The sequence below is a fragment of the Candidatus Halobonum tyrrellensis G22 genome, from assembly GCF_000495475.1.
GTDB classification, from domain to species: Archaea; Halobacteriota; Halobacteria; order Halobacteriales; family Haloferacaceae; genus Halobonum; species Halobonum tyrrellense.
The window spans coordinates 22,706-46,937 of sequence record NZ_ASGZ01000013.1 but is presented as its reverse complement, the minus strand read 5'-3'; the positions used below and the strand labels follow the sequence as shown (position 1 = coordinate 46,937).

23 protein-coding genes are annotated in these 24,232 nt (G+C 71.4%); 13 read left to right on the top strand and 10 right to left on the bottom strand.

The features are described 5' to 3' along the window. Positions 1-70: 70 nt before the first annotated feature. Complete coding sequence (locus K933_RS04490) at positions 71-886, top strand: lycopene cyclase domain-containing protein (protein ID WP_023393501.1); 816 nt, start codon at positions 71-73, stop codon at positions 884-886. After that, on the top strand, positions 877-1,953 hold the full coding sequence (locus tag K933_RS04485) for a Brp/Blh family beta-carotene 15,15'-dioxygenase (protein WP_023393500.1): 1,077 nt from the start codon (positions 877-879) through the stop codon (positions 1,951-1,953). Before K933_RS04490 ends, K933_RS04485 begins: the two co-directional genes overlap by 10 nt. Before the next feature lie 45 nt (positions 1,954-1,998). Here the strand turns inward: K933_RS04485 and K933_RS04480 are convergent, their stop codons facing one another. Then, positions 1,999-3,246: a bifunctional metallophosphatase/5'-nucleotidase gene (locus tag K933_RS04480; protein ID WP_023393499.1), complete on the bottom strand. Its 1,248-nt coding sequence runs from the start codon at positions 3,244-3,246 to the stop codon at positions 1,999-2,001. 66 nt (positions 3,247-3,312) lie between these two features. On the opposite strand from K933_RS04480, the gene K933_RS04475 reads away from it, so the two are divergent. After that, complete coding sequence (locus K933_RS04475) at positions 3,313-4,011, top strand: V-type ATP synthase subunit D (protein WP_023393498.1); 699 nt, start codon at positions 3,313-3,315, stop codon at positions 4,009-4,011. A gap of 163 nt (positions 4,012-4,174) precedes the next feature. Here the strand turns inward: K933_RS04475 and K933_RS04470 are convergent, their stop codons facing one another. Beyond that, the gene (locus tag K933_RS04470; RefSeq protein WP_023393497.1) at positions 4,175-5,035 is read right to left on the bottom strand and encodes a GNAT family N-acetyltransferase; all 861 of its coding nucleotides are present in this window, start codon (positions 5,033-5,035) and stop codon (positions 4,175-4,177) included. A gap of 121 nt (positions 5,036-5,156) precedes the next feature. Between K933_RS04470 and K933_RS04465 the strand changes: the two genes are divergently transcribed. Continuing rightward, positions 5,157-5,570 (top strand): DUF6276 family protein, encoded by a 414-nt coding sequence (locus K933_RS04465; protein WP_023393496.1) that lies wholly within the window; start codon positions 5,157-5,159, stop codon positions 5,568-5,570. Between the two features lie 49 nt (positions 5,571-5,619). Here the strand turns inward: K933_RS04465 and prf1 are convergent, their stop codons facing one another. Then, positions 5,620-6,876, bottom strand: a complete 1,257-nt coding sequence (gene prf1, locus K933_RS04460; RefSeq protein WP_023393495.1) for a peptide chain release factor aRF-1 — start codon at positions 6,874-6,876, stop codon at positions 5,620-5,622. A 249-nt stretch (positions 6,877-7,125) separates the two neighbouring features. Between prf1 and K933_RS04455 the strand changes: the two genes are divergently transcribed. After that, positions 7,126-8,391 (top strand): P-loop NTPase, encoded by a 1,266-nt coding sequence (locus K933_RS04455; protein ID WP_023393494.1) that lies wholly within the window; start codon positions 7,126-7,128, stop codon positions 8,389-8,391. 60 nt (positions 8,392-8,451) lie between these two features. Next, positions 8,452-8,601, top strand: a complete 150-nt coding sequence (locus K933_RS18595; RefSeq protein ID WP_200862284.1) for a hypothetical protein — start codon at positions 8,452-8,454, stop codon at positions 8,599-8,601. 16 nt (positions 8,602-8,617) lie between these two features. Here K933_RS18595 and argS read toward each other — a convergent pair whose 3' ends face one another. Then, positions 8,618-10,396, bottom strand: a complete 1,779-nt coding sequence (gene argS, locus K933_RS04450) for an arginine--tRNA ligase (RefSeq protein ID WP_023393493.1) — start codon at positions 10,394-10,396, stop codon at positions 8,618-8,620. A 335-nt stretch (positions 10,397-10,731) separates the two neighbouring features. Here argS and K933_RS04445 point away from each other — a divergent pair, with 335 nt between their 5' ends. Both K933_RS04445 and ribB read left to right on the top strand, forming a co-directional pair. Next, positions 10,732-11,523: a DUF120 domain-containing protein gene (locus tag K933_RS04445; protein WP_023393492.1), complete on the top strand. Its 792-nt coding sequence runs from the start codon at positions 10,732-10,734 to the stop codon at positions 11,521-11,523. Further along, on the top strand, positions 11,520-12,200 hold the full coding sequence (ribB, locus tag K933_RS04440; protein ID WP_023393491.1) for a 3,4-dihydroxy-2-butanone-4-phosphate synthase: 681 nt from the start codon (positions 11,520-11,522) through the stop codon (positions 12,198-12,200). Before K933_RS04445 ends, ribB begins: the two co-directional genes overlap by 4 nt. Before the next feature lie 40 nt (positions 12,201-12,240). Here ribB and arcD read toward each other — a convergent pair whose 3' ends face one another. Next, positions 12,241-13,680 (bottom strand): arginine/ornithine antiporter ArcD, encoded by a 1,440-nt coding sequence (arcD, locus tag K933_RS04435; RefSeq protein WP_023393490.1) that lies wholly within the window; start codon positions 13,678-13,680, stop codon positions 12,241-12,243. Between the two features lie 227 nt (positions 13,681-13,907). On the opposite strand from arcD, the gene K933_RS04430 reads away from it, so the two are divergent. Continuing rightward, positions 13,908-14,840, top strand: a complete 933-nt coding sequence (locus K933_RS04430; protein ID WP_023393489.1) for a branched-chain amino acid transaminase — start codon at positions 13,908-13,910, stop codon at positions 14,838-14,840. 273 nt (positions 14,841-15,113) lie between these two features. On the opposite strand, the gene K933_RS04425 is transcribed toward K933_RS04430, so the two are convergent. Further along, positions 15,114-16,064: an aminopeptidase gene (locus tag K933_RS04425; RefSeq protein ID WP_023393488.1), complete on the bottom strand. Its 951-nt coding sequence runs from the start codon at positions 16,062-16,064 to the stop codon at positions 15,114-15,116. A 143-nt stretch (positions 16,065-16,207) separates the two neighbouring features. On the opposite strand from K933_RS04425, the gene K933_RS04420 reads away from it, so the two are divergent. Beyond that, positions 16,208-17,281 (top strand): type II glyceraldehyde-3-phosphate dehydrogenase, encoded by a 1,074-nt coding sequence (locus K933_RS04420; RefSeq protein WP_023393487.1) that lies wholly within the window; start codon positions 16,208-16,210, stop codon positions 17,279-17,281. 54 nt (positions 17,282-17,335) lie between these two features. Further along, complete coding sequence (locus K933_RS04415) at positions 17,336-18,043, top strand: universal stress protein (RefSeq protein ID WP_023393486.1); 708 nt, start codon at positions 17,336-17,338, stop codon at positions 18,041-18,043. A 46-nt stretch (positions 18,044-18,089) separates the two neighbouring features. Here the strand turns inward: K933_RS04415 and K933_RS04410 are convergent, their stop codons facing one another. Continuing rightward, complete coding sequence (locus tag K933_RS04410) at positions 18,090-18,578, bottom strand: metallophosphoesterase (protein WP_049947593.1); 489 nt, start codon at positions 18,576-18,578, stop codon at positions 18,090-18,092. Between the two features lie 282 nt (positions 18,579-18,860). On the opposite strand from K933_RS04410, the gene K933_RS04405 reads away from it, so the two are divergent. Both K933_RS04405 and K933_RS04400 read left to right on the top strand, forming a co-directional pair. Beyond that, on the top strand, positions 18,861-19,661 hold the full coding sequence (locus K933_RS04405) for a YihY/virulence factor BrkB family protein (protein ID WP_320408817.1): 801 nt from the start codon (positions 18,861-18,863) through the stop codon (positions 19,659-19,661). A gap of 284 nt (positions 19,662-19,945) precedes the next feature. Next, positions 19,946-20,296, top strand: a complete 351-nt coding sequence (locus tag K933_RS04400) for a hypothetical protein (RefSeq protein ID WP_023393483.1) — start codon at positions 19,946-19,948, stop codon at positions 20,294-20,296. On the opposite strand, the gene K933_RS04395 is transcribed toward K933_RS04400, so the two are convergent. The 3 genes from K933_RS04395 to K933_RS04385 form a co-directional block, all read right to left on the bottom strand. Beyond that, positions 20,258-21,499, bottom strand: a complete 1,242-nt coding sequence (locus tag K933_RS04395) for a phosphoglycerate kinase (RefSeq protein WP_023393482.1) — start codon at positions 21,497-21,499, stop codon at positions 20,258-20,260. The two genes, K933_RS04400 and K933_RS04395, sit on opposite strands and share 39 nt — an antisense overlap. 110 nt (positions 21,500-21,609) lie before the next feature. Then, on the bottom strand, positions 21,610-23,568 hold the full coding sequence (locus K933_RS04390; protein ID WP_023393481.1) for an ABC transporter ATP-binding protein: 1,959 nt from the start codon (positions 23,566-23,568) through the stop codon (positions 21,610-21,612). 111 nt (positions 23,569-23,679) lie between these two features. Next, a complete protein-coding gene (locus K933_RS04385; RefSeq protein WP_023393480.1) occupies positions 23,680-24,189 on the bottom strand; it encodes a DUF192 domain-containing protein in 510 nt (169 codons plus the stop codon). Between the last annotated feature and the right edge of the window lie 43 nt (positions 24,190-24,232).

Genomic DNA, 24,232 nt, shown 5'->3' with positions numbered 1-24,232 from the left:
GCGACCGGGTGACGCCCGTCAGAGCCGGTCGTGGCTCGCGGCTCGCCGGTCGCCGACCGCGTCCCGTCCCATGTCCGAGTACACCGTCCGACAGTTCACGGTCGCCTCCGCGTCCGGTCTCGCGTCCCGCCCGGGGTCCGCGCCGGCCGCGTTCTCGCCGTCGTCGCCGATCACGTACCTCGAGTTCCACCTCTGGTTCGTCCTCCCGCCGCTCGCGCTCCTCGCGCTCGCGGCGGTCGCCCGACCCGGACGGTCGCTGCGGCGGGTCCCGCCGGCGCCCGTCGGCCTGCTGGTCGCGCTCGCGTTAGTGTACACGACCCCGTGGGACAACTACCTGATCGGTCGCGGGGTGTGGGAGTACGCCGAGGGTGCCGTCGTCGGGGTGGTCTGGCGCGCCCCTATCGAGGAGTACCTGTTCGTCGTGTTCCAGACGCTCGTCGTGGCGCTGTGGCTCGCGCGGGTCCCCTCGCCGCCGCCGACGCCGCGGGGCGTCTCCCGCCGACAGCGGCTCGCCGGCGCCGTCGCGGGGGCGTCCGTCGGCGCGGTCGGCGCGGCGCTGTGTCTCGGTCCCCCGTCGGGGTTCTACCTCGGGGCGATCCTCGCGTGGGCGGGACCGGTGCTCGCGCTCCAGTGGGCGGTCGGCTGGCCCCACCTGGTTCGGCACGCGCGCACGGTCGCCGCCGGGGTGGTCGTCCCGGCGGCGTACCTGTGTGCGGTCGACCGGCTGGCGATCCGTGAGGGGATCTGGGTGATCGGCGACCGGTACAGCCTCGGGGTCGAGCCGTTCGGACTCCCGGTCGAGGAGGCGGTGTTCTTCGTGGTGACGACGCTGTTCGTCGTCCAGGGGCTGCTGCTCTGGCGGTGGGTGATGGCGCAGTGGGACTGAGTCCCCCCACCGGCGGCGCGACGGCGACGGCCGGCGCCCGCACGCGTCGGGTCGCGCTCCTGCCCGGCTGGGTCGCCGCGGTCGGTCTCGTGGCGGTGACGCTCGTCGGCCTGCCGAGTCGGTACCGGTACGTCCCGCTGGTCGTCAGCGCCGTCGTCTTGGGGCTGCCGCACGGCGCGATTGACCCGCTGGCGGCCGCGCGCGTCGCGGGGGCGTCCGCGGCGCGACGGCGGCACTGGTATCTCGGTGTGGGGATCCTCTACCTCCTGCTCGGCGTCGCGTACGCCGTCGTGTGGGTCGTCGCCCCGGTCGTCGCCGCGGCGGCGTTCATCGCGCTCACGTGGTTCCACTGGGGGCAGGGCGACCTCCACGCGATGCGGGCGTTCGTCGACCGGGCGTACCTCCCGACGCGCCGCCGGCGCGTGCTGTTCGTCGCCGCCAGAGGCGGGTTCCCGATGCTCGTACCGCTGGTCGCCTGGCCCGACCAGTACCGCACCGTGGTCGGGGGGTTCGTCGCCCGGTTCGGCGGCGGCCCGGTGCCGTCGTGGCCGTTCGACCCGGCGGTGCGGGCGGCGCTGGGCGCGGCGTTCGCGTGTCTCGTCGGCTGGGAGGTGGCGTCGGGGTGGGCGGCCGCCCGGTCCGGCTCCGCATCCACCGACGCCGGCCGGTCCGCGTGGCGAGTCGACGCCGCCGAGACGGCGCTGCTCTCGCTGCTCTTCCTCGCGGTCCCGCCGGTGACGGCCGTGGGCGGCTACTTCGTCTGCTGGCACTCGGTTAGACACGTCGTCCGGTTCGCCCGCCTCGACCCCGCGAGCGCGGCCGCACTCGACGCCGGCCGCGTGGTCGGGCCGCTCGCGCGGTTCGCCCGCGAGGCGGCGCCGCTGTCCGCGCTCGCGCTCGCGATGCTCGCGGGGGCGGCCGTCGTCGTCCCCCGGCCGCCGTCGACGCTGCCGGCGGCCGTCGCGCTCTACTTGGTGTTCGTCTCGCTGCTCACGCTCCCGCACGTCGTCGTCGTGTCGTGGATGGACGCCGCCGAAGGGGTGTGGCGGTCGGCCGCGGACGAGTGAGTCTCGCCCCGCGAGCCGTGGAACGCGTCGACGGCGCGGCGTCAGCTACTCCGCGTCCGGGGCGGGGAGTCCGCTCTCGCGCGCGTGCGCGAGAACGCGTTCGTGTTGGGGGCCACGGTCGTCGACCACCCGGTCGCGGTCGGTCCCCGCGAGTACGTCGACGGTCGCGAGGTAGCTCATCCCGGCGACGCGGTAGCGTTCGCCCGCCTCGACCGGCGCGCCGTCGACCGTCAGGGCGTCGGGGTCGGCGCCGGCCCACACCGCGGCGCCGTGGGTGTCGTCGAGGGTGCCGCGGGAGGCGCGCAACGCCGCGCGCAGGTCCGCCCCCCGCATCTCGAACGTCAGGAGGTGCGAGCCGAACGGGACGGTGCCGACGACGTCCGCGGCCGTGACCGCCGCCGGGAGCGGTTCGCGGACCGACGCCGCGAGCACCACGCCGGCGTCCGCCTCGGCGCGGACCCGGTAGGCGTCGGCGACGAACCGGGCGGTCCGCTCCGCCGACAGGGGCGCGTCGAGCGTCGCCACCCGTTCGCCGAGGCCCGCGCCGGCGAGACGCTCGCGGTACGTCGCCGCCACCTCCTCGTCGCGCGCGGCGTCGGCCGTCGCGTGGACCGTCGCGGTCGGCGGCTCTCCGAGGTCGACCGCCACCGCCTCGTGACCCACGCCGGCGCTCCGGGCGACGAGCGCGCCGTCGACGCGGTCGACGACCCGGTCGTGGTCGTGTCCGCCGACGACGGCGTCGGCGTCGACGCCCGCGGCGACGTCGGCGTCGAGCGCCCCGCAGTGCGAGAGCACGACGGTCCGGTCGACGCCCCGGTCGCGGAGTTCCGCCACCCCGCGGCGGGCCGCCGCGACGGGGTCGTCGAACGCCAGGTCGATCGCCGCGCAGATATCGGCCGTCTCCGGGTGACACACCCCGACGACGCCGACGCGCGCGTCGCCCGCGTCGAGGGTCGTCGTGGCGGGGAAGCCGAGAGCGGGGACGTTCGCGGCCAGCCAGACGCCGGGCGAGCGCTCGGCGATACGCCGGAGTGCGTCGACCCCCTCGTCGAAGTCGTGGTTGCCGGGGACGTGCGCGTCCGGGGTGACCGCCTCGAAGAACGGCAGCGCGTGCGCACGCCCCTCGTCGGTGGCGAACGCGAGCGCCCCGAGGGCGGTGGCGTCGCCCGCGTCGAGCAGGGGCGTCCGGTCGTCACCGAGCGCCGAGAGCAGGCCGGCGAGTCGACCCACCCGGTCGGGGTCGTCGTACGCCGTCTCGACGTCGTTGACGACGAGCAGCGAGGGGTCGTTCACGGGCGGAGCGACGAGGTGGGGACTAACAAGGGTTAACATCCTCCGCCGTCAATCGCCCCCAAGACCATGGCCGAGGACGTCAAGCCGACCCGCAAGAACCTGATGGAGATCGAAGACCGGATCGACCTCTCCGAGCGGGGCCACGACACGCTCGAACAGAAGCGCGACGGCCTGATCATGGAGTTCATGGACATCCTCGACCAGGCGCAGGACGTCCGCGACGACGTCGAGACCAACTACGAGGTGGCCCAATCGAAGATCAACAAGGCCCGCGCCATGGAGGGGGACGTGGCGGTCCGCGGCGCGGCGGCGGCGCTCAAAGAGCACCCCGAGATCACCAGCCAGTCGAAGAACATCATGGGCGTGGTCGTCCCGCAGATCGAGTCGTCGAAGGTGCGGAAGGACCTCGACGAGCGGGGGTACGGCCTGCTGGGGTCGTCCGCGCGGATCGACGAGGCGGCCGACGCCTACGAGGAACTGCTTGAGTCGATCATCCTCGCCGCCGAGGTGGAGACGGCGATGAAGAAGATGCTCACCGAGATCGAGACCACGAAGCGGCGGGTCAACGCCCTGGAGTTCAAACTGCTGCCCGACCTCCGCGAGAACCAGGAGTTCATCGAGCAGAAACTCGAAGAGCAGGAGCGCGAGGAGATCTTCCGGCTCAAGAAGATCAAGGCGAAGAAGGAGGAAGAGGAGAAACTCGAAGCCGAGGAGGCCCGCGAGGAGGCGGAACTCGGCGAGCAGAAGGTCACCGCGGACGACTGATACGGACTGACGTGGGCACCGGCGGCGGGCGCGGTCGTCCGTCCGCTCCCCGCCCCACCGGCTCCGTCCGCTCGGCCCTCGGCCCGTTCTCCGTTCGCTCGGTTCTCGACTCGTTCTCCGTTCACTTGGCCCGCCGGTCGTCGACGGTCGACCCCGTGTCGAGCTACAGGTACGACCCGTCGTACTCGCCGTCGGCCTGGTGGGTGTTACCGCAGTCGGCGCACTTCAGGCGGTCCATGCTGTCGACCGAGACGTCGGTCGACCCGCAGTTGCCGCAGTAGTAGCCGTACGCCTCCTCGCGCGCCTCGTCCTCGTAGGTGGGTGCGAACGGACCCTCGGTGCCCGACAGGAGGTCGTCGCCGACGTACCGCTCCCCGCCGTTCTGGGTCACCGTGTCCGGCAGGTCGTCCGGGTCGCCCGTCGAGGGCCGTTCCTCGTCCGACTCCGCGTCGTCGTCGGAGAGGTCGGAGGCGGGCGACCCGCTCTCGCTGGTCTCGGCTACGTCCCCGTCGGATACCGCCTCGTCGTCCGCCTCTTCGGCGCCCTCGGTGTACACCTCCTCGACGAGGTCGATACCGCCGACGTCGACCTCGCGCTCGTCGGTCCGGGCGAAGCCGAACGTGGTGAGGAAGTCGCCGCTCTCGGTGTTGGCGGTGACGACGAGCGCCCGGAGGGGGTCGGCGCCGCGGTCGTGCATCTCCGAGACCGCCCGCTCGACGAGCGCGGTCCCGACGCCGCGTCCGCGCTGTTCGGGGTCGACGTGGAGCCTGCGGACCGTCCCCTCGCCGTCGACGGTCCCGTCGATCACGCCCACCACCTGGTCGTCGAGTTCGGCGACGAACAGGACGGCCGTCTCGTCGTTCAGTTTCTCCTCGAACGCCTCCTCGCCGTACTCGGTTTCGAGTATGGTCTCGATCTGGTCGGGGCTGAGGGCGTACGAGACGGTCATCGCGCTCTCCACGAGCTCGTGGACCCTGTCGCCGTCTTCCGGTTCCGCGGTGCGGACGGCTGGCTCGTCGGTCATCGGTCGACGTTCGCTCGCCCCCGAATTGAGTGTGGTGGCCGTTCGTCGCCGCCCGTTCGTCCGGCCGGCGGGCCGTCCCCGCGTCGGTGGGTCTTTGCCCCTCGCCCCCGCACGCCCGACCATGACGTGTCCGGACTGCGGCGCCGAGGCGGCGGCGGTCACCTTCGCGGTCCCCCCGGACCTCCGGGAGGCGGCGCCCGACCGGGCGGCCGTCGCGGCGGTGTGCCCCCGGTGTCTGGCGGTCGCGCCCGCGGCGGCGTTCGGCGCGGACGAGTCGGACGGAGAGGACCCCGCGTTCTCGCGCGTCCACGAGCGGTTTCCCGCCGGCGCCGGCGGGGTCGCGTTCGCGCTGTTCGTCGGCACGCTGCCGTCGGTGACGCTCCGGAAGGAGTCGGCGAGTCGACTCCGCGCGGCCGCCGAACGCGAGGGGGTCGACGTCGACCTGGCGCTCGACCGACTCGCCGGGGCGCCCGGCGTCGAACCGCAGTTCGACCTCGAACGCCGGGCGGCGCAGGCGGACGCGCTGCTGGAGTGAGGGTGCGAGCGACGCCCGGGGAGACGGTTTAAACGCCCGTCGAGTAGGTTTAGACGCCCGTTGAGTAGCGGAGGATGCCGGCGATGCCGCCGAACGCGTCCATGAGCTGTTCGCCCTTCTCGAAGTCGGTGGAGATGAACTTGGTCTCGGTGCCGCGCTGGTCGGCGATGTTCATCAGGTGGTCGACCACGTCCTCGCGCTCTTCGGGTTCGGCCTCCTCGCGGCACTCGCTGCAGGTGTGCTCGGGGGTGGCGTGGCGGCGCTCGACCACTTCGTACTCCTCGTGGTCGTTGGGACACTCGTAGACGACCACGTCGTGGTGGAGGTCCTCCGAGAGCAGCAGGCGGTCGACCGACCCCATCACGAGGTTCCGCCGGGTCTGTTCGAACCCGTAGGTGGCCTCGCCGCCGGTGTTGAGGTTCTCGAAGAACTCCTCCATCTGGCGTTTGTCCTTGACGACCTCCTGGTCGGCGAGCACCTCCTGGCCGGCGTCGACCAGGTCCGACAGCCCGGACTCGTCGGTGTACGCCACGTCGAACTTCCCGAGCACCTTGTCCTGTAGCTCGTGGTGGAGGTAGTCGCCGTCGAGGAACTCGTCTTTGGTGGGGGAGGGACCGCCCACGAGGATGCCGTCGAGTTCGTGCCGCTTGGGGACGAACAGGTCGTTCGCCATCTCCGCGACCTCCTGATAGAAGTTGTCGATGGCCTCCAGCCGGAGACGGGCGAACCGCTGTGCGGACTGGCCGCCCTTCCGCTGTTTCCCGGGGACGAGCGACGACGCCGACTTGACGGGTTCGACCCGCTTGCCCTTGAGCCAGCCGACGTTGGCCTCCCGCCGGTCGAGGACGATGAGACCGAACAGCCCCTTGTCGGCCATCATGTCCTCGAGCGGCCCGGTCAGGAAGTTCGAGTCGCAGTGGTAGCGGAACGACTGGACGGGGTCCGGCGGCGACTCCAACACCCGGGTGACCATCTCCGTCTGGCCGCCGCCGGAGTCGACGGCGCCCGAGAAGATGACCATCCCGTTGTCCGGCGGGAACGTGTCGTAGTAGCGCAGGCGGTCCTTGATGGACGTGAGCGCGTCCTGGACGTTCGTCCGGGTCTGCTTCGACTTGATGTTCGACGCCTCGCTGTGCTCCTGGGTGACGTGTGCCACCACGTCGGAGACCTGCTTGTCCTCGGGGATGTAGATGGTGACGAGCTGGGTTCCCGACCCCTCGAACTCGTCGAGTTCGTCGAGGACTTTCAGGAACTCGTATCGGCGTCTGTCGTCTGACGGAGCTCCCTCTTCGGCGTCGCTACTCATTATACGGAACGTTGGCCGGCCGCGGTGTAAGTACCTGTTGAATACTGTGGTCGGATCGCACACGTCCGTAACCGCTATCCGCCCCGTTCGGCCGTCCCAGTCGCCGCTCCCGTCCGAACGCCGGCACGACCGCTCGACCGCCCGCCGCTCCCGTCGCACAGAGGCGGAGTCCCCGCGTCGGCTAGCCGAGACTCAGAACTGAGTTCTCGGCGCGTAGGTTTATACCCCGAAGTCGTCACCAACACGCAAATGCCGACGATGTACGCCGTCGCGAGCGCGAAAGGTGGCGTCGGGAAGACGACGACGGCCGCGAACCTCGCGGCCGCGCTCGCGGCCGCCGGCCATACGACGGTGGTCGTCGACGGGGACCTCGGCACGCCGAACCTCGCGGCGACGCTCGGGGTCGAGGTGCCCGAGGGGGGTGCGACGCTCCACGACGTGCTCGCGGGCGAGGCGGACCCGGTCGAGGCGACGTACGAGGGACCCGACGGGCTGGCGGTCATGCCCGGCGGGCGGACGCTCGACGCGTTCCGCGCGGCCGACCCCTCGGGGATCACGGAGGCGGTCGGGGCCGTCACCGGCGCGGAGTACGTCGTCGTCGACACGGGCGCGGGGGTCACCCACGAGAGCGTCCTGCCGCTGTCGGTCGCCGACGGGGTGGTGCTGGCGTCGACGCCGACGCGGAACGCGCTCGCGGACACGAGTCGGACGCTCGAACTCGCGGAGCGACTCGGCGGGCACGTCGTCGGGCTGACGCTGACGCGCGTGGGTGCCGACGGCGTGCCGGACGGCGCCGACGGCGGCGTCGACCCCTCGCCGCTCGACGTGCCGGTGCTCGGGCGGGTCCCCGAGGACCCGGTCGTCGAAGCGGCCGCGGCGGCGGGCGAACCCCTCTCGGCGTTCGCACCCGACAGCGACGCCGCGGCGGCGTACCGCGCGGTCGCGTCCGCGCTCGTCGACATCGACGCCGAGTCGTCCGCCGACACCGCCGCCGAACCGTTCGACGACACTGCCGCCGAACCGTCCGCCGACACTGCCACGGACGCGGACGACGCCGACGACACCGCCGCCGACCCGGCCGCCACCGACCTCGACCCGGTAGACGCCGACGCGGACGCGGGGCTGGGGAGGCGAGCGGACGCCGCTCCGACACCCGCCCCCCGTTCGGTCGACGGCGACGTGACGCCCGCGATAGTCCGGCTGGACGCCACGGCCGACGGCGGGAGCGGGGCGGAGACGGCCGCCGGCGACGCTGTCGACGGTGATACCGGGAGCGCCGACGACGCGCCGGCGCCCCGGTCGCTCGACGACGGCGCCCCACCGGCGATAACGCCGCTCGACGACGCCGACGCGGTCGTCGACGCCGACCCGGCGGACGGCGACGCGGACGCGGTCGACGCCCCGCGGACGGTGCTCGGCGAGGTGGTCGAGGGACCGGTCGCGGGCGTCGACGACGACACGGAGGCGGGCGACGCCCCGGCCGGCGGCGGCCTGCTGGGTCGGCTGTTCCGCTGACCGGCGGCTCCCCGGGCGGGTATCGGGACTTTCTTCTACGCGCGCGGTCGCACACCGGGTATGAGCCAAGCAGAGAGCAGTTCCGTCCCGCTGTGGTGGATCCTCGTCTTCGTCGTTCTCGCGCTGGGGCTCGGGGCGCTCGCGGTCGTCTCCTCGGGCGGGTCGCTGATCGCACCCGCCGAGGCCATCTTCCCGGCGTTCCCGGCCTGAGCCGGCCTCCCTCGACCTACATCGACTCCGGAGCGGCGACGCCGAGCACGTCGAGGGCGTTCGCGACGGTGTGACGCGCCGCGGCCACCAGCGCCAGCCGGGCGGTCCGGGTGTCGGGGTCGTCGGCCGACAGCACCGGACACTCCCGGTAGAACGCGTTGAACGTCTCCGCGAACGACCGGGTGTACGTCGCCACCCGGTGGGGTTCCAGGTCCTCGGCGGCCTCCTCGACGACCGCGGGGAAGCGCGCTATCTCGGCGACCAGCGCGCGCTCCTCGGGCGTCGACAGCGCGTCGGGGTCGACCTCGGCGCCGGCAGCCGCCTGCGACTCGTCGGCGTCACCCTTCTCCGCCTCCGCGAGGATGCCGCAACAGCGCGCGTGGACGTACTGGACGTACGGGGCGGACTGCGCCTCGAAGTCGAGCGCGCGCTCCCACTCGAACGTGATCGCCTTGGTGGGCTGTTTGCTCACGATGTCGTACCGGACCGCGCCGATGCCGACCTGGCGGGCGATCCGGTCGACGTCCGCCTCCCCGAGGTCGTCGTCGCGGATGCGGTCGTCCATCCGCGTCTCCACCTCCTCGCGGGCGCGGGCGACCGCCTCGTCGAGCAGGTCGTCGAGGTCGACGCCGGTGCCCGCGCGGGTGCTCATCCCCTCGCCGCCGGGGAGGTTCACCCACGAGTAGAACAGTTGCTCCAGCTGTTCGGTGTCGTTGCCCAGCAGGCCGAGCGCGTGCCTGAGCTGGTCGAACGCCAGCTTGTGGTCCTCGCCGATCACCGTCACCGCGCGGTCGTACCGCTCGAACTTCCACTCGTGGTGAGCCAGGTCGCGGGTCGTGTACAGCGACGTGCCGTCCGACCGGAGGAAGACGAGCTTCTTCTCGATGCCGAACTCCGAGAGGTCGAGCTGCCACGCGCCCTCTTCGAGCGTCGCCTCGTCCATCGCTTGGAGGCGCTCGGCCACCCGGTCGGTGCTCCCGTCGCGCATGAACCGCGTCTCCTTGACGAACTCGTCGAACTCGGCGGGGAGCCGTTCGAGCGTCTCGCGCATTCCCGCGAGCACCGTGTCGACCACCTCCTCGACCCGGTCGTACGTCGCCTCGTCGCCCTCCTCTAACCCCTGGAGGATCGCTTGGACCTCCGCTTCGGCCGCCTCGACCTCGCGTTCGTCGCCCTCTTCGAGCAACTCGCTGCCCGCGCGGTAGTAGCGCACGAGGTCGTAGTCGGGCTTGTCGCGCTCCGGTTCGGGCAGGTCCGCCTCGTCGAACGTCTCGTACGCCCACGTGAACACCGCGATCTGCCGACCGGCGTCGTTGACGTAGTAGTGGCGGTCGACGTCGTAGCCCGCGTACTCCAGCGCGTTCGCGGTCGCGTCGCCGACGATGGGGTTGCGCGCGCGGCCGACGTGCACGGGTCCGGTGGGGTTCGCGGAGGTGTGTTCGACCACCGCCGACTCGCCGCGGTCGGGGAGCCGACCGTAGCGCTCGTCTCGGGCCGCCTCCAGCGTGTCGGCCGCGTACGCGTCGTCGGTGAAGAAGTTGAGGTACGGCCCGCTGGTCTCGACGCGCGCGAGGTACTCCACGCCCGCAGGGTCGACGGCGTCGGCCACCTCCCCGGCGACCTGCGGCGGCGGCGCGCCCGCCTCGCTCGCCAGCCGGAACGCGACGCTGGAGGCGAGTGCCGCGTCCACGTCGCCCGGCGGCTCCTCGATGCCGAGGTCGTCGGTCGGGTAGTCGAGGTCGGCGAGCGCCCCTTCGAGCGCCGCCTCGACGTTCGACCGGAACTGCCTGAACATGCGCGGGGGTTCCGCCGCCGCCGATAAGGGGTTTCCGAACCGCGCCGGCCGGCCCCCTGCCGGCCCGCTCCGCGCCGGCTCCCCGTTCCGACCGGGGACCGACGGGACCGGTTCCGTCCGCTCGCCCGTCCGTCCGGCGGCGTCGAAACCCACGAGCCGGCGGGTGTCGGAACCGACGGCTTTTCCCGGCGAACGCTCCCACACCGACCCGGATACGCGTCACGCGTCCGTGACGGGCCGGCGAACCTACACCGTCGACCGTGACGAACCGTCTCAGTTCTGGAACGCGTCTCACATCCGCTACGCTTTTGGGTCCGGCGGTCGGAGTGGTGGCAATGTCAACCAGCGCATCGACCGTCGGCCACGACGAGGTGGCCGCGCTCAAGACCGTCGCGCTCCGGGGCGGGCTGGCCGAACCGGTCAAGGTGTCGTGTTCGGCGCTCGGCGACCGCCTCGGCGCGTCGAGTCAGACCGCCTCCCGCCGGCTCCAGCGGCTGGAAGCCGCGGGGTTGGTCGACCGCGACGTGGTGAGCGACGGCCAGTGGGTGTCGGTCACCGGCGCGGGCGAGCGCCGCCTCCGCGGCGAGTACGCCGACTACCGCCGGCTGTTCGAGGACGAGACGGGGCTGGCGCTGTCCGGGGCGGCCACGAGCGGGATGGGCGAGGGTCGCCACTACATCCAGCTGTCGGGGTACCACGAGCAGTTCGTCGAGCGGTTGGGGTACGAGCCGTTTCCCGGCACGCTCAACGTCGAACTCGCGGAGGCGAGCGTGCGCGCCCGCGCCGGCCTCGACTCCGTCGCGGGCGTCCCCATCGACGGCTGGGAGGACGACGAGCGCACGTTCGGCCCGGCGACGTGTTACGCCGCGGTCGTGGAGTCGAACGGCGGGGCGGTCGAACCGGCCCACGTCATCGTCCCCGAGCGGACCCACCACGACGAGGCACAGCTCGAAGTCATCGCGCCCGCGAAGCTCCGCGACGAACTCGGCATCGACGACGGCGACGACGTGACCGTCCGCATCGAGGACCTCGGCGACGGCGACTCGTCCGAGACGGGAGACGGCGAGCGGGAGACGGCGGGCGGGAGCACGAGCGGGGTCGCGCCCGCCGACGCGGAGGACGCGTGAGCCACCGCTCGCAGGCCAGCCGGTCCGACCGCGCGCTCGCGGCGTTCCGCGCGGGCGGCCCGGTGTTGGTCCACGACCACGACGACCGCGAGGGGGAGACCGACCTCGTCTACCCCGCCGACGTGGTGACGCCGGAGGCCGTCGCGCGGATGCGCAACGACGCGGGCGGGCTGGTCTGTGTCGCCCTGTCGGACTCGGTCGCCGACGCGGTCGACCTGCCGTTCCTCGAAGACGAACTCGCCCACCCGACGGCCGACGCCCACGACCTGGGGTACGACGACCGGTCGTCGTTCTCGCTGCCGGTCAACCACCGCGACACGTTCACGGGGATCACCGACGAGGACCGCGCGCGCACCATCACCGAACTCGCGTCCGCGGCGTCGGCGGTCGAGACCGGCGTCGGGTACGGCCCCGAGGAGTTCGCCGCCGAGTTCCGCGCGCCGGGGCACGTCCACGTCCTCCGGGGGGCGCCCGACGGTCTCGGCGACCGCCGCGGCCACACCGAACTCGGGCTGGCGCTGGCGGCCGCCGCCGAGCGACCCCCGGCGGTCGTCGTCTGCGAGATGCTCGACGACGAGACCGGCCGGGCGCTCGCGCCCGACGCCGCCCGCGAGTACGCCCGCCGCCACGAGTTCCCGTACGTCGAGGGGGCGGACCTGGTCGCGGCGCTCGACTGACCGGCGCTCGGCTCTCGATTCTCGGGTCTCCGCCCGCCCGTCAGTCGTCGTCGGCCGCCGGGTCGCCCGGCACCGTCGACGGCGTGGTCGCGTGACCGGTCCCCGCCATCGCGAACAGCGTGAACACGGAGAGCGGCCCGAAGAAGTAGTACGGGACGAACGCCCACGACGAGGAGAAGCCCAGCGCCGACGCCATGAACACCGCGCCGGCGTGCCACGGGAACAGCGGGCCGGTGGGCGTGCCCGCCGCCTCGACCGCCCGCGAGAGGTCCCGCGAGTCCAGCCCGTAGTCGTCGTACAGCCCGCGGAGGCTCACGCCCGGCACGACGATGCTCATGTACTGCTGGGCGGAGAACGCGTTGGTCGCGAGCGCGGCGACCCCCGTGCCGACGACCAGCGACCCGCCCGACCAGACCACGTCCGCCAGTCGGCTGGCGAGCGTCGCGAGCACGCCCGTCCCCTCCAGGAGTCCGCCGAGCGCGAGCGCCGCGACGACGACGGCGATGGTCCACGCCGACCCCGAGATGCCGCCGGTCGTCAGCAGGGTGTTCACCGTCTCGCTGCCCGTCGCGGGGTTGGTCCCGTTCAGGAACACCTCCCACGCGCGAGTGAACGACGCGCCCTGCGTCAGCATGGTGGTGCCGACGCCCGCGAACACGCCCGCGACCAGCGACGGCAGCGCGGGGTAGCCCCGCAGCGCCAGCCCGAACGTGACCGCCAGCGGGAGGAAGACGAGCGGCCCGAGCGCGTACGTCGACGCCAGCGGGCCGGTGATCGCGGCGGTGTCGCCGCCGGAGCCGGTGACGGCCCACAGCCCGAGCGCGGCGTAGCCGACGACCGAGAGGCCGAACGCGACGGCGGTTCCGGTCCGCATCGCGCGGATGTGGTCGTACAGGCCGGTGTTCGTCACCGCGGCGGCGAGGTTGGTCGTGTCCGACAGCGGGCTCTGCTTGTCGCCCGCGTACGCCCCCGAGACGATGGCGCCCGCGGTCATCGGCGCGGGCACGCCCAGCCCGTTGCCGATGCCGATGAACGCGACGCCGAGCGTCCCGACGGTGGTCCACGACGACCCGATGGCGAACGCGACGACCGCCGCCAGCACGGCCGTCACGGGGAGGAACACGCCGGGCGAGAGCAGCCCCAGCCCGTAGTACATCAGCCCCGGGATGGTGCCGGCGCTCGTCCACGTCGCGATCAGCCCGTAGATGACGAACAGGATCAGTATCGCCTGCAGGCCCATCCGCAGACCGCCCTCGGCGGCGTCGTACACCTCCGACCACCCGTACCCCAGCCGGTAGCGCGCGAACAGTCCGACGAGCGTGACCGACCACAGCAGCGGGCCGTGCGGCGCCAGCCCCAAGAGACCGGAGCCGACGCCCAAGGAGACGACCACGACCAGCATCGGCACCAGCGCCTCCGCGGTGCTCGGCCGCCGGTCGGGGTCGAAGTCGTCGTACGTGCGGGGAGTTCCGGTTCCCATCACCCCCGACTAATTCACTGAAGTAATTAAGCGGAGCGGATTTATTATTCCCGGTCGTTGGTTACCGTCGCGGCGGCGACACGCACGGTCGGCGAGCGGTCGCACGGCGGCCCGGCGGTCGGCCGCTCCCGTCTCGGTCCGCGGGACGGGCGGCACCCCCGGGCGGGTCCGACACGTCGAGTGCCGCATCTCCGGTATTTATTGTCGGTCGATTCCTGCGCTCGGGCATGGCTGGCTTCGCGGAGATGGACGTCGACACCATCTGGAAGAACGGCGAGTACCTCGACTGGGAGGAGGCGACCACCCACGTGCTCACCCACGGGCTCCACTACGGGACGGGCGTGTTCGAGGGTGTCCGCGCGTACGACACCGACGAGGGGACGGCGGTGTTCCGGTGGGACGAACACCTCGACCGGTTCTACCAGTCGGCGAAGCCGTACGACATGGACATCGAGTACGGTCGGGAGGAACTCACCGAGGCGGCGCTCGAAACCGTCCGCCGGAACGGCCTCGAATCGGCGTACATCCGCCCGATCGCCTACTACGGCTACAACAGCCTCGGCGTCTCCCCGCGCGACTGCCCGACCGACGTCGCCATCGCCGCGTGGCCGTGGGGCGCGTACCTCGGCGAGGAGGCGCTGGAGAACGGCATCGAGGTGATGGTGTCGTCGTGGCGCAAGCACGCGTCGAGTCAGATCCCCACGAACGCCAAGACCACCGGGCTGTACGTCAACTCGCTGCTCGCGGGCGAGGAGGCCCGTCGGAACGGCTACGCCGAGGCCGTCGTGCTCAACAAGGAGGGGAACGTCGCGGAGGGTCCCGGCGAGAACCTGTTTCTCGTGCGCGACGACACGATCTACACCCCCGGTCTGAGCGAGTCGATCCTCGACGGCATCACCCGCGATACGGTCATCACGCTCGCGCGCGAGCGCGGCTACGAGGTGAACGACACCGCCTCCATCTCGCGGGGGGAACTCAACACCGCCGACGAACTGTTCTTCACCGGGTCGGCCGCTGAGGTGACGCCGATCCGGAAGGTGGACAACGTCGAGATCGGCAACGGCTCGCGCGGTCCCGTCACCGAGGAACTCCAGTCGGCGTTCTTCGAGTTGGTCGAGCGGCGGACCGACGACCACGACGACTGGTTCACCTACCTCTGAGGCGGTCGGGTCCCGTCACCCGGCCGGCCCGCCCCCGCTTCGCCGAGGCGGGCGCCTGCCGGGAACGACGCGCCGACCCCGAGAGCGGTGGCTCCGCGGCGAGGTGACGCCTGGCGTCCCCGCACGTACGGCCGGCTGAACGCGGCGTGCGGACGGGACGAACGGGACGGCCGTCCGGTCCGTAGCCGGACCGCTCCGACCGCCCCCGCTCGCGGCTCCCGCGTCACCGCTCACATTACCGAGGCAGTTCCACTGCCCCGCCGTCTCGCGGTTTCACCGCTCGACCGGGAGGTCTACGACCTCGCCGTCCGCGTACACGGTCGGCTCGCGAACGATCCCGTCGAGGTGGAGCGGCGCGTCGGTGTCGCCGCCGATGCCGGCGTCGTCGCCGATGGCGAGGTGGACGGTGCCGGCGGCCTTCTCGTCGAGCAGCACCGACCCCACCAGTTCGTCGACCGCGACGTTCGTCCCGATGCCGAGTTCCGCGAGGTTGTACGCGTCGTCGCCCACCTCATCGGCGGCGGTCTCGACTTGCGCGCGGACCTCGTCGTCGGAGATGTCGGTCACGTAGCCGTCCGCCACCTCGAACCGGAGCCGCTCGCCCTCCAACAGCCCGTGGGGCATCATCGTCCCGTCGACGACGTAGGTGCCGTCGGCCGTCTCGGGGCTGACGAACACCTCGCCCGCGGGCAGGTTCGAGAACGCGCCGGGGTCGCTCACGTCGCCCGTGTCGCTCCGCCACGCCCGGTCGCCGGCTTCGACGGTGATGTCGGTGCCCGCCTCGGTCGTCACGCGCACCGTCTCGGCGTCTGCGACCTGCGCGAGTACGTCGTCGCAGGCGGCCGCGATGGCGTCGTAGTCGGCGTCGAGCCCCGCCGTGAACACCTCGCGGGTGATGCCGGGGAGCGTCGCGCCGCGCGCGCCCGCCTCGCAGGCCGCGCCGCGCGCGCGGGTGTGGCTCAGGCTCTTGGTCGTCGGCGCGAGGAACGCGTCCGCCGCCTCCATCGCGGCGGCGACGGGCGCGGGCGGTTCCCCGCCGTGTTGGTCGCCCGGCGGGTAGCGCACGACGCTCGCGTCGTCGGTCACGCCGCTCGCGACGCCGTACAGCGCCTCGCCGATCTCGACGCGCTCGTCGTCGGTGACCACGACGAGCGACTCCTCGGAACCGAGCGACAGACACTGCTCGACCGCCGTCTCGGCGGCCGTCCGGAGGTCGTCGTCCATACCCGCCGGTCGGTCGCCCGGGCGTTAGGTCTTCCTTTCGCGCCGGGCGGCCGTCCCCGACGCGGGGAGTTACTCGCGACCGGATTATTCCTTTTCGAGTAGGCACGTAACTATTAACCTACCAGCCCGGCGACTCACCACCAATGATACAGGTCGGCGTCAACGGGTACGGCACGATCGGAAAGCGGGTCGCGGACGCGGTGGCGGGACAGCCCGACATGGAGTTGGCGGGCGTGGCCAAGACCAGCCCGAACTACGAGGCGGAGGCGGCCGTCCGGAAGGGGTACCCGCTGTACGCCGCGATCCCCGAGCGCGCGGAACTGTTCCACGACGCCGGCATCGACATCGCGGGCGAGGTCGAGGACATGGTGATGCGAGCGGACGTGGTCATCGACACCACGCCGTCGGGCATCGGCGAGCAGAACCGCGAGTTGTACGAGCAGTACGACACGCCCGCCATCTTCCAGGGCGGCGAGGGCGCCGACGTGGGCGACGCCAGCTTCAACGCCCGCGCGAACTACGACCTGGCGACCGACGACGACGTGGAGTACGTCCGCGTCGTCTCGTGTAACACGACGGGGCTCTCGCGACTGCTCGCGCCGCTCGACGAGGAGTACGGCGTCGAGAAGGCGCGCGTGACGCTGGTTCGCCGCGGCGGCGACCCCGGCCAGACCTCCCGCGGCCCGATCAACGACATCCTCCCCGACCCGGTCCACATCCCCTCCCATCACGGCCCGGACGTGAACACCATCCTCCCGGACGTCGACATCGACACGCTCGGCGTGAAGGTGCCCGCGACGCTGATGCATCTCCACTCGGTCAACGTCACGCTCGAGGCGGAACCCGACGTCGAGGCGGTTCACGACCTGCTCGACGCGGAGTCGCGGCTGTTCCTCGTCCCCGAGGAGACGGGCATCGACGGCACGGGGAAGCTGAAGGAGTTCGCGATGGACACCGGCCGCCCGCGCGGCGACCTCTGGGAGAACTGCATCTGGGAGGACTCCATCTCGGTCGACGGGGCGGATCTGTACCTGTTCCAGTCGATCCACCAGGAGTCGGACGTGATCCCCGAGAACATCGACGCGGTCCGCGCGCTGTTGGACCGGGAGGACCGGGCGACGAGCATGGCGACCACCGACGAGACGCTCGGGGTCGGCCTCGAATCGCTGTTCGGCGGCGCGCGCCAGCGGGTCGTCCCCCGGGAAGCCGGCGACTGAACCCGGGCGCGTGTCCCCATCGCTTTTAGCACGCTCCGCCGGACATCGTACCCGATGGACGCACAACCCCAGACGGTCGTCATCCCGATCGAGTTTCCCGACCCGGACCCGCTCCCCCCGACGTTCATCGACGTCACGACACCCTGTCGGGTGGTCCTGCTCGGCGTGTACGAACTCCCCGACGGCGTCGACGACGACGAGAGACACCGCCGTGAGATAGAGGCGAAGAACACGCTGTACAGTCTGGCGTCGAACTTCGTCCGGGAGGGGGAGACCGCGGAGGTCGAACTCGTCATGGGGCACGACCTGACCGACGTCCCCTCCACCGTGGCCGAAGAACGGGACGCCGACGCGCTCCTGATCACCAACCCCATCACCACGCTCGGCCGGATCCTGGTCCCGATCCGCGACCGCAAGTTCGCCGATCCGGTCGTCGAGTTCGTGAGCACGCTCGAGGAGTCCGGACTCATCCACACGACGCTGTTGCACGTCGCGGACGACGACGACGCGGTGGCGGACGCCGAGGCGTTCCTCTCGGAGGTCAAGACCGGCCTGGTCGAGGCGGGCTACCCCTCGACCGGCGTCGACACCGAAGTCGTCGTCTCCGACGACCCGTCGTTCGCGGTCAGCAGCGCGGCCGACGGCTACGACCTGATCATCATGGGCGAGACGCAAGACACCGGGTACGAGCGGGTGTTCGGCGAGATGTACGAGTCGGTCGCCGAGCAGACTCACCTCCCGATCATCGTCGTCCGGGAGTAGACCCCACCGGTGTCTAGGCGGGACGGCACGCTTCCCGCTCGCACCGCTACCCGAGCGACTCGGTCGTCACCTCGCCCGACTCGGTGTCGACGAGCATCGCCGCCGGCTCCGCCTCTTGGCCGGGGATGGGGACGCCGCCGGGGTTGAGGTGGACCGTCCCGCCGCGCTCCTCGCGGACCCGCTCGTGGGTGTGCCCGCGGAGGACGTAGTCGTACGACCCGCACGCACACAGCGCGTCGACTATCGGCTCGCTCGTCCCGTGGTAGACTGCGAACTCGACCCCGTCGAACGTCAGTTCGCCCATCTCGCCGAGGTACGTCCCGAACTCGTCTATCGTCCCGGAGAGCGCCCACTCGCCGTCGTTGTTGCCGCGGACGGCGTAGAAGTCGAAGTCGGCGTCGAACGGCGCCGCCGAGAAGGGCGCCACCACGTCGCCGCAGTGGACCACCGCGTCCGCCCGGCTCTCGAACAGGTCGACCGCGCGTTCGACGTAGCGTGCGTTGTCGTGGGTGTCGGAGACGACGCCGATCTGCATGGGCGACGTTCCGTCCTCGTCGCTCATCAACCCCCGGGCGGTCACGTGCGGTTCCTCGCCCCGCGCCGCTCCTCGCCCCCGCGTCGCCCCGCGCCCCGCGCCACTCCGCGCCCGCACTGCCTCGACTCGGCTCGTCGCTCACCCCCTCGCCCCCCGGTCCCGCGGGGCTGGCCGCAGAAGATACGACGCCTGGTGCGTGAAATCAACGGCCGCGGGGGGGTCGCGCGGCCGGATCGGCGACAACTCTGATAGTGTCGGCGCGAGCAGGGGCGGGCATGTCGGGTGAATCCGGTGTCGCTTGAGAGCAACGCACGTCGGGTGGTCGATACGGCTCGGGACAGGGAGATCACGTTCATGGCGGCGAGCTTCGCCCACTACGCGCTCGCGTCGCTGATCCCGCTGTTCGTCGTCGTGATCGCGCTCCTCTCGTACGTCGGCGCGGCGGGTGCGGTGGTCTCCGCCGTCGAGTCGAACGTCCCCGAGAGCGTCGCGGGCGTCCTCCAGCCGCTGTTGTCCGCCGAGGCCGGCCACGGCGCCGCGGGTGTCGTGGGGTTGCTGCTCGCGCTCTGGAGCGGACTGAAGGTGTTCCGCGGGCTCTCGACGGCGTTCGCCGAGGTGTACGACACGGGCGACACGCCGTCGCTGGTCGACGAACTCAAAGACGGGGTGGTCGTCCTCGGGCTGATCTTGCTCGCGTTCGTCCTGCTGTCGGCGACGAGCATCGCGCTGACGTACGGGTCGTTCGAGGTCCCGTTTCCGCGCGTGGTCGGGAACCTGACCGCGTTGGTCGTGGTGGCCGTCGCGCTCCTCCCGCTGTACTACGTGCTCCCGCCGGTTCCGGTGACGGTACGGCACACGCTCCCCGGGGCGGTGTTCACCGCCGTCGGGTGGCTCCTCCTCCAGATCGCCTTCCGGATTTACGCCAGCGGCGCCACCCGGTATCAGGCGTACGGCCTCCTCGGCGCGCTGGTGCTGTTCGTGCTGTTCCTCTACTTCGCAGGGATCATCCTGCTCGTGGGCGCGGTGGTCAACGTCGTCCTCGCCCGGCCCACGCCGCTCGCGACGCTCCCGCGGAAGCGCTGACGGTCGGCGACCGACTCACACCCGACCCGGCCGCTCAGACCGCTCCGGCCGCTCCGACTCGTGGACCCAGCCGAACTCCCGGTGGAGGCGCGCCCACCCGTACCACCACACCAGCCAGTAGCCGACGAGGGCGAGCGTCAGTAGGTGGGCGGCGTAGAAGGGGGACGCGAGCGACGCCGGCAGGTCGACCGTGTGATTGGTCTCCCGTTCGACAGTGTAACCCTCGTCCCCGAGGGCTCGGAACGCGACGAAACCGCTATGTGGCTGACCGGTAACGAAGCGGTATGGTCCCCCTCCGCTACCCGGCGTACGTCGCGGTCGGTCTCACCGTCGCCGCGTACGGTATCTGTTACGCCGTCGCCGAACCGCACAGCCACGGCGCCGTCGTGACCGCCGTCCCCGGCGGGTGGCTCGCGGCCCACGGCCTGCTGAACGGCACGCTCGCGGCCGTCCGCGAGGCGACCGCCGGTGGTGGCGAGGCCGGTTCGGACGGCACGGCCGCCGACGGCTCCGGCGGCGGCGACCATACCGACGATGATGACGGAAGCGCGGACGACGGCGAGGGCGACGGGGAGGAGCCTCCCGGGACCCGTCCGTCACCCGTCGAACTCGCCGGCCGCGTTCCGTTCGAGTAGCTCGATCGCGGGCAGCGGTTCGCCCGTCAGCGCGCGGATGTACGCCCCGCCCGCGATGGAGACGTGCGAGAAGTCGTCCTCGCTCAGCCCGTACATCTCGATGGCGCGGGAGGTGTCGCCGCCGCCGACCACCGAGAAGCAGTCGGTCTCGGCGATGGCCGACAGCGCGCCGACGGTCCCATCGCTGAACCGTTCGTCCTCGAAGACGCCGAGCGCGCCCTTGACGAACACCGCCTCCGACCCGCGGATCACCTCGTCGTACTCGTCGACGGTGTCGCTCCCCACGTCGAGGAACGACCGCTCCTTCTCGTCGACGTCGTCGACCGCCACCTCGGCGCGGTCGCCGTCGTCGTCCTCGTACGCCAGGTCGGAGGCGAGACGAACCTGCCCCTCGCGGTCTTCGAGCACCGAGCGGATGGTGTCCTCGTTGTCGGCCCACTGGTCGTCGAACAGGTCGGTGTCCACGTCCCGGCCGACGGGGTAGCCCGCCGCGCGGAGGAACAACTCGCCGGCGACGCCGCCCAGACAGAACGTGTCGACTTTCTCGTCGAGCGCCTCCATCACGCCGACCACGTCGGTCGCCTTCGTCCCGCCGACCACCATCGTCACGTCGCCGTCGAACTCGCGGGAGGCGATGGCGGTGTTGGCCTCGTACTCCGTCTCCATCACCCGCCCCGCGTAGCTGGGTAAGACGAGCGGGAAGCCGACGAGCGAGGCGTGCTTGCGGTGGGCGGCGGAGTAAGCGTCGTTGACGTACGCGTCGAACTCGGGGGCGAGCGTCCGGACGAACTCGGTGTCGGCTTTGGTCTCCGGCTCCTCCTCGGGGAGTTCGTCGCCGCACATCCGGGTGTTCTCCAGGAGGAGCACGTCGCCCGCCTCCAGGTCGTCTATCGCCGCGAGCGCCGCCTCGCCGAACGTGTCGGGGACGAACTCCACGTCGACGCCCGCGTGTTCCGCGAGGACCTCGGCGTGGCCCTCGAGCGAGACGAAGTCGTCGTCGCCGGGCCGACCCTGGTGGGCCAACAGCGCGACGCGGTGGCCGTCGTCGGCGAGTTCGGCGACGGTCTCGGCGTGTCGGGAGAACCGCCGGTTGTCCCGGACCGCGCCGTCCTCGACGGGGGAGTTGAGGTCGAGGCGGGCGAGGACGCGCCGTCCGGACGCCAGGTCGTCGAGCGTCTGAAACGAGGGGGATGCGGATGCCATCGGGCGGAACGTCGCCCGACTCCCACTTAGATTGTGAGGCCGCGGGCCCGACCCACGGCCGGTCGCGGGTCGCGTCGGACGGTCGGCCGTTCCCCGCGCCCGCCCCCGGTTCAGTCGTCGCTCTCGGCGCCCGTCCGGGAGGTGCGCCGGGTCGCGCGCTCGATGAACTCCTGGGGGAGTTCGTCTATCTCGCCCGCCTGGACGCCCCAGAGGTGCGCGTACAGGCCGTCCTCGGCGAGCAGTTCGTCGTGCTGGCCGCGCTCGACGATCCGGCCGCCCTCCAGGACGACGATCTGGTCGGCGTCCTTGATCGTCGACAGCCGGTGGGCGATGGAGAACGTGGTGCGGTCGGCGGTCAGGTCGTCGAGCGACCGCTGGATCAGCATCTCCGTCTCCGTGTCCACGTCCGACGTGGCCTCGTCGAGGATCAGGATCTCGGGGTCTTTGAGGATGGCGCGCGCGATGGAGAGCCGCTGGCGTTGGCCGCCCGACAGCTTCACGCCGCGTTCGCCCACCTCGGTGTCGTAGCCGTCGGGGAGGTTGGTGATGAACTCGTGGGCCTCCGCGGCCTTCGCCGCCTCGACGACCGACTCCTCGTCGGCGTCGAACGTGCCGTACGCGATGTTGTCGGCGACCGTCCCGTAGAACATGAACGTGTCCTGTGAGACGTAGCCGACCTGTCGGCGCAGGCTCGGGATCGTGACGTCCCGGAGATCCTGGCCGTCGATGGTGATCGACCCCTCGTCGACGTCGTACATCCGGAGGAGCAGTTTCAGCACCGTCGACTTCCCGGCGCCCGTCGGACCGACGAGCGCGAGCGTGTCGCCGCCGGGGACGGTGACGTTCACGTCCTCGACGATGGTCTCGTCGTCGTCGTAGCCGAAGGTGACGTCGTCGTACACCACTTCGCCGTCGGTCACGTCGAGGGCGTCGGCGTCGGGGTCCTCGGCGATCCGGGAGGGTTCGTCCATCAGCCCGAAGATGCGCGCCGAGGAGGCGCGCGCCCGCTGGTACATGTTGATGATCTGCCCGAACTGCGCCATCGGCCAGATGAACCGCTGGGTCAGCGTGATGAACACGACGAACTGCCCGAGTTCGAGCGACCCCGTGAACGGTCCGGGCGGCCCGCTCAGCACCCACAGCCCGCCGACGAGGAACGTGAGCACGAAGCCGATACCCGCGATGACGCGCAGGCCGGGGAAGAACTTGATCCGGGTGCCGATGGCGTCCCAGTTGGCGTCGAAGTACTCCATCGACACGTCGTCGACGCGGTCGGACTCGAAGTCCTCCGTGTTCGACGTCTTGATGACGGAGATGCCGCCGAGGTTGTTCTCCAGCCGGGAGTTCATCTGCCCGACCGACGAGCGCACGTCGGCGTACTTCGGCTGGATGGTCTTGATGAACTTCCACGTGAAGAACGTGATGAGCGGCACCGGCACCAGCGCGACGAGCGCGAGCTGCCAGTTCATCGTAAAGAGGATCACCGCGATGGCGACCACCATCACCGACAGCCGGAAGAAGGAGTTCATCCCGTCGTTGAGGAACCGCTCCAGCCGGTTGACGTCGTTCGACAGCACCGACATCATCTCCCCGGTCTGCTTGTCGGCGAAGAAGTCCATGTTGAGCCGCTGCATCTTGTTGTACGTGTCGACGCGGATGTCGTGTTGGATGTTCTGGGCGAACGAGTTCCACCCCCAGTTGCGCGTCCAGTGGAACGCCGACCCGCCGAAGAAGCCGAGCGCGATGAGCCCGATGGCGAGGTAGAACTGCCCCTCGCGGGTCGCGGGTACCACCCCATCCAACATGGCGGGCGTCAACAGCGGCAGCGTCTGGGCGGCCGCCTCGGCGAACGTGAGGTTCGCCCCCTCGTTGAACAGCGCGTCGATGGCGACACCCAACACGAGCGGCGGCATCAGGTCGAGCACGCGGGCGACGACGCTCGCGAGCGTACCGACGACGAACTGGAGGGAGTTCTCCCGACCGTACTCGGCGAACAGCCGCCGCATCGGGTTGTCCGTCTCCTCACGGACGTCCTCGAAGGGGTCGTCTTCTTCGGCGGGGTGACTCATTGAGCAGAGGACACGAGACGGTCGCCCTAAAGGGTTCCCTTCGAATCGAAACACGCCGGTTCGCGGGGGTTCCCGCCGGCTCCGCGTCGGTTCGCGTCGCGCCCCCGAGCGTCAGTAATCGCCGCCGACCACCAGTCGGTCGCCCACGTCGATCCCCGTCCGATTCGCGTAGCCGTACGGCACCTCCAGGACGTACCGCCCCTCGCCCGGGTAGCGCCGCAGGCTGTCGGCGCCCTCGGGCGGGAGTTCGGCGTGGTGGATGCGGGTGACGGTGCCGTTCGCGGACGCGAACACGATGTCGAGCGGGAACTCCATCCGGCGCATCACGTACGCGTGGCGGCCGCCGTTCGGGTGGACGAACAGCATCCCCTCGCCGTCGGCGAGCGACTCGGTGTCCGAGAGACCGGTGTACCGCTTGGCGCGCGTGTCGGCGATACGGACCTCGACCGTCGCCAGCGACGACCCGTTCTCGTCGCGGACGGCGACGGTGGTGCGGTCGTAGTCGCCGCCCCCGCCGAGACCGGGGACCGCCGACCCGACGGCGCCCGGGGCGACGGCGTACACGCCCGCCAACACGAGAGCGACGGCGAGCACCGACACCGCTACGTCGCGTACGTTCACGACCGTACGAGGCCGTCCGTCACCGAAAGCGTGTCGGAGCGGG

Coding starts and splice junctions, on each gene's coding strand:
- K933_RS04425 (WP_023393488.1), bottom strand. CDS start 16,064: ATGGACGACGACCTCCGGACGGCCGCCGAGACGGCGGTCGAGCAGTGT.
- arcD (WP_023393490.1), bottom strand. CDS start 13,680: ATGGGAACCGGAACTCCCCGCACGTACGACGACTTCGACCCCGACCGG.
- K933_RS04475 (WP_023393498.1), top strand. CDS start 3,313: ATGGCCGAGGACGTCAAGCCGACCCGCAAGAACCTGATGGAGATCGAA.
- K933_RS04415 (WP_023393486.1), top strand. CDS start 17,336: ATGGACGCACAACCCCAGACGGTCGTCATCCCGATCGAGTTTCCCGAC.
- K933_RS18595 (WP_200862284.1), top strand. CDS start 8,452: ATGAGCCAAGCAGAGAGCAGTTCCGTCCCGCTGTGGTGGATCCTCGTC.
- K933_RS04445 (WP_023393492.1), top strand. CDS start 10,732: ATGTCAACCAGCGCATCGACCGTCGGCCACGACGAGGTGGCCGCGCTC.
- K933_RS04465 (WP_023393496.1), top strand. CDS start 5,157: ATGACGTGTCCGGACTGCGGCGCCGAGGCGGCGGCGGTCACCTTCGCG.
- K933_RS04470 (WP_023393497.1), bottom strand. CDS start 5,035: ATGACCGACGAGCCAGCCGTCCGCACCGCGGAACCGGAAGACGGCGAC.
- argS (WP_023393493.1), bottom strand. CDS start 10,396: ATGTTCAGGCAGTTCCGGTCGAACGTCGAGGCGGCGCTCGAAGGGGCG.
- prf1 (WP_023393495.1), bottom strand. CDS start 6,876: ATGAGTAGCGACGCCGAAGAGGGAGCTCCGTCAGACGACAGACGCCGA.
- K933_RS04455 (WP_023393494.1), top strand. CDS start 7,126: ATGCCGACGATGTACGCCGTCGCGAGCGCGAAAGGTGGCGTCGGGAAG.
- K933_RS04400 (WP_023393483.1), top strand. CDS start 19,946: ATGGTCCCCCTCCGCTACCCGGCGTACGTCGCGGTCGGTCTCACCGTC.
- K933_RS04410 (WP_049947593.1), bottom strand. CDS start 18,578: ATGCAGATCGGCGTCGTCTCCGACACCCACGACAACGCACGCTACGTC.
- K933_RS04420 (WP_023393487.1), top strand. CDS start 16,208: ATGATACAGGTCGGCGTCAACGGGTACGGCACGATCGGAAAGCGGGTC.
- K933_RS04395 (WP_023393482.1), bottom strand. CDS start 21,499: ATGGCATCCGCATCCCCCTCGTTTCAGACGCTCGACGACCTGGCGTCC.
- K933_RS04430 (WP_023393489.1), top strand. CDS start 13,908: ATGGCTGGCTTCGCGGAGATGGACGTCGACACCATCTGGAAGAACGGC.
- K933_RS04490 (WP_023393501.1), top strand. CDS start 71: ATGTCCGAGTACACCGTCCGACAGTTCACGGTCGCCTCCGCGTCCGGT.
- K933_RS04390 (WP_023393481.1), bottom strand. CDS start 23,568: ATGAGTCACCCCGCCGAAGAAGACGACCCCTTCGAGGACGTCCGTGAG.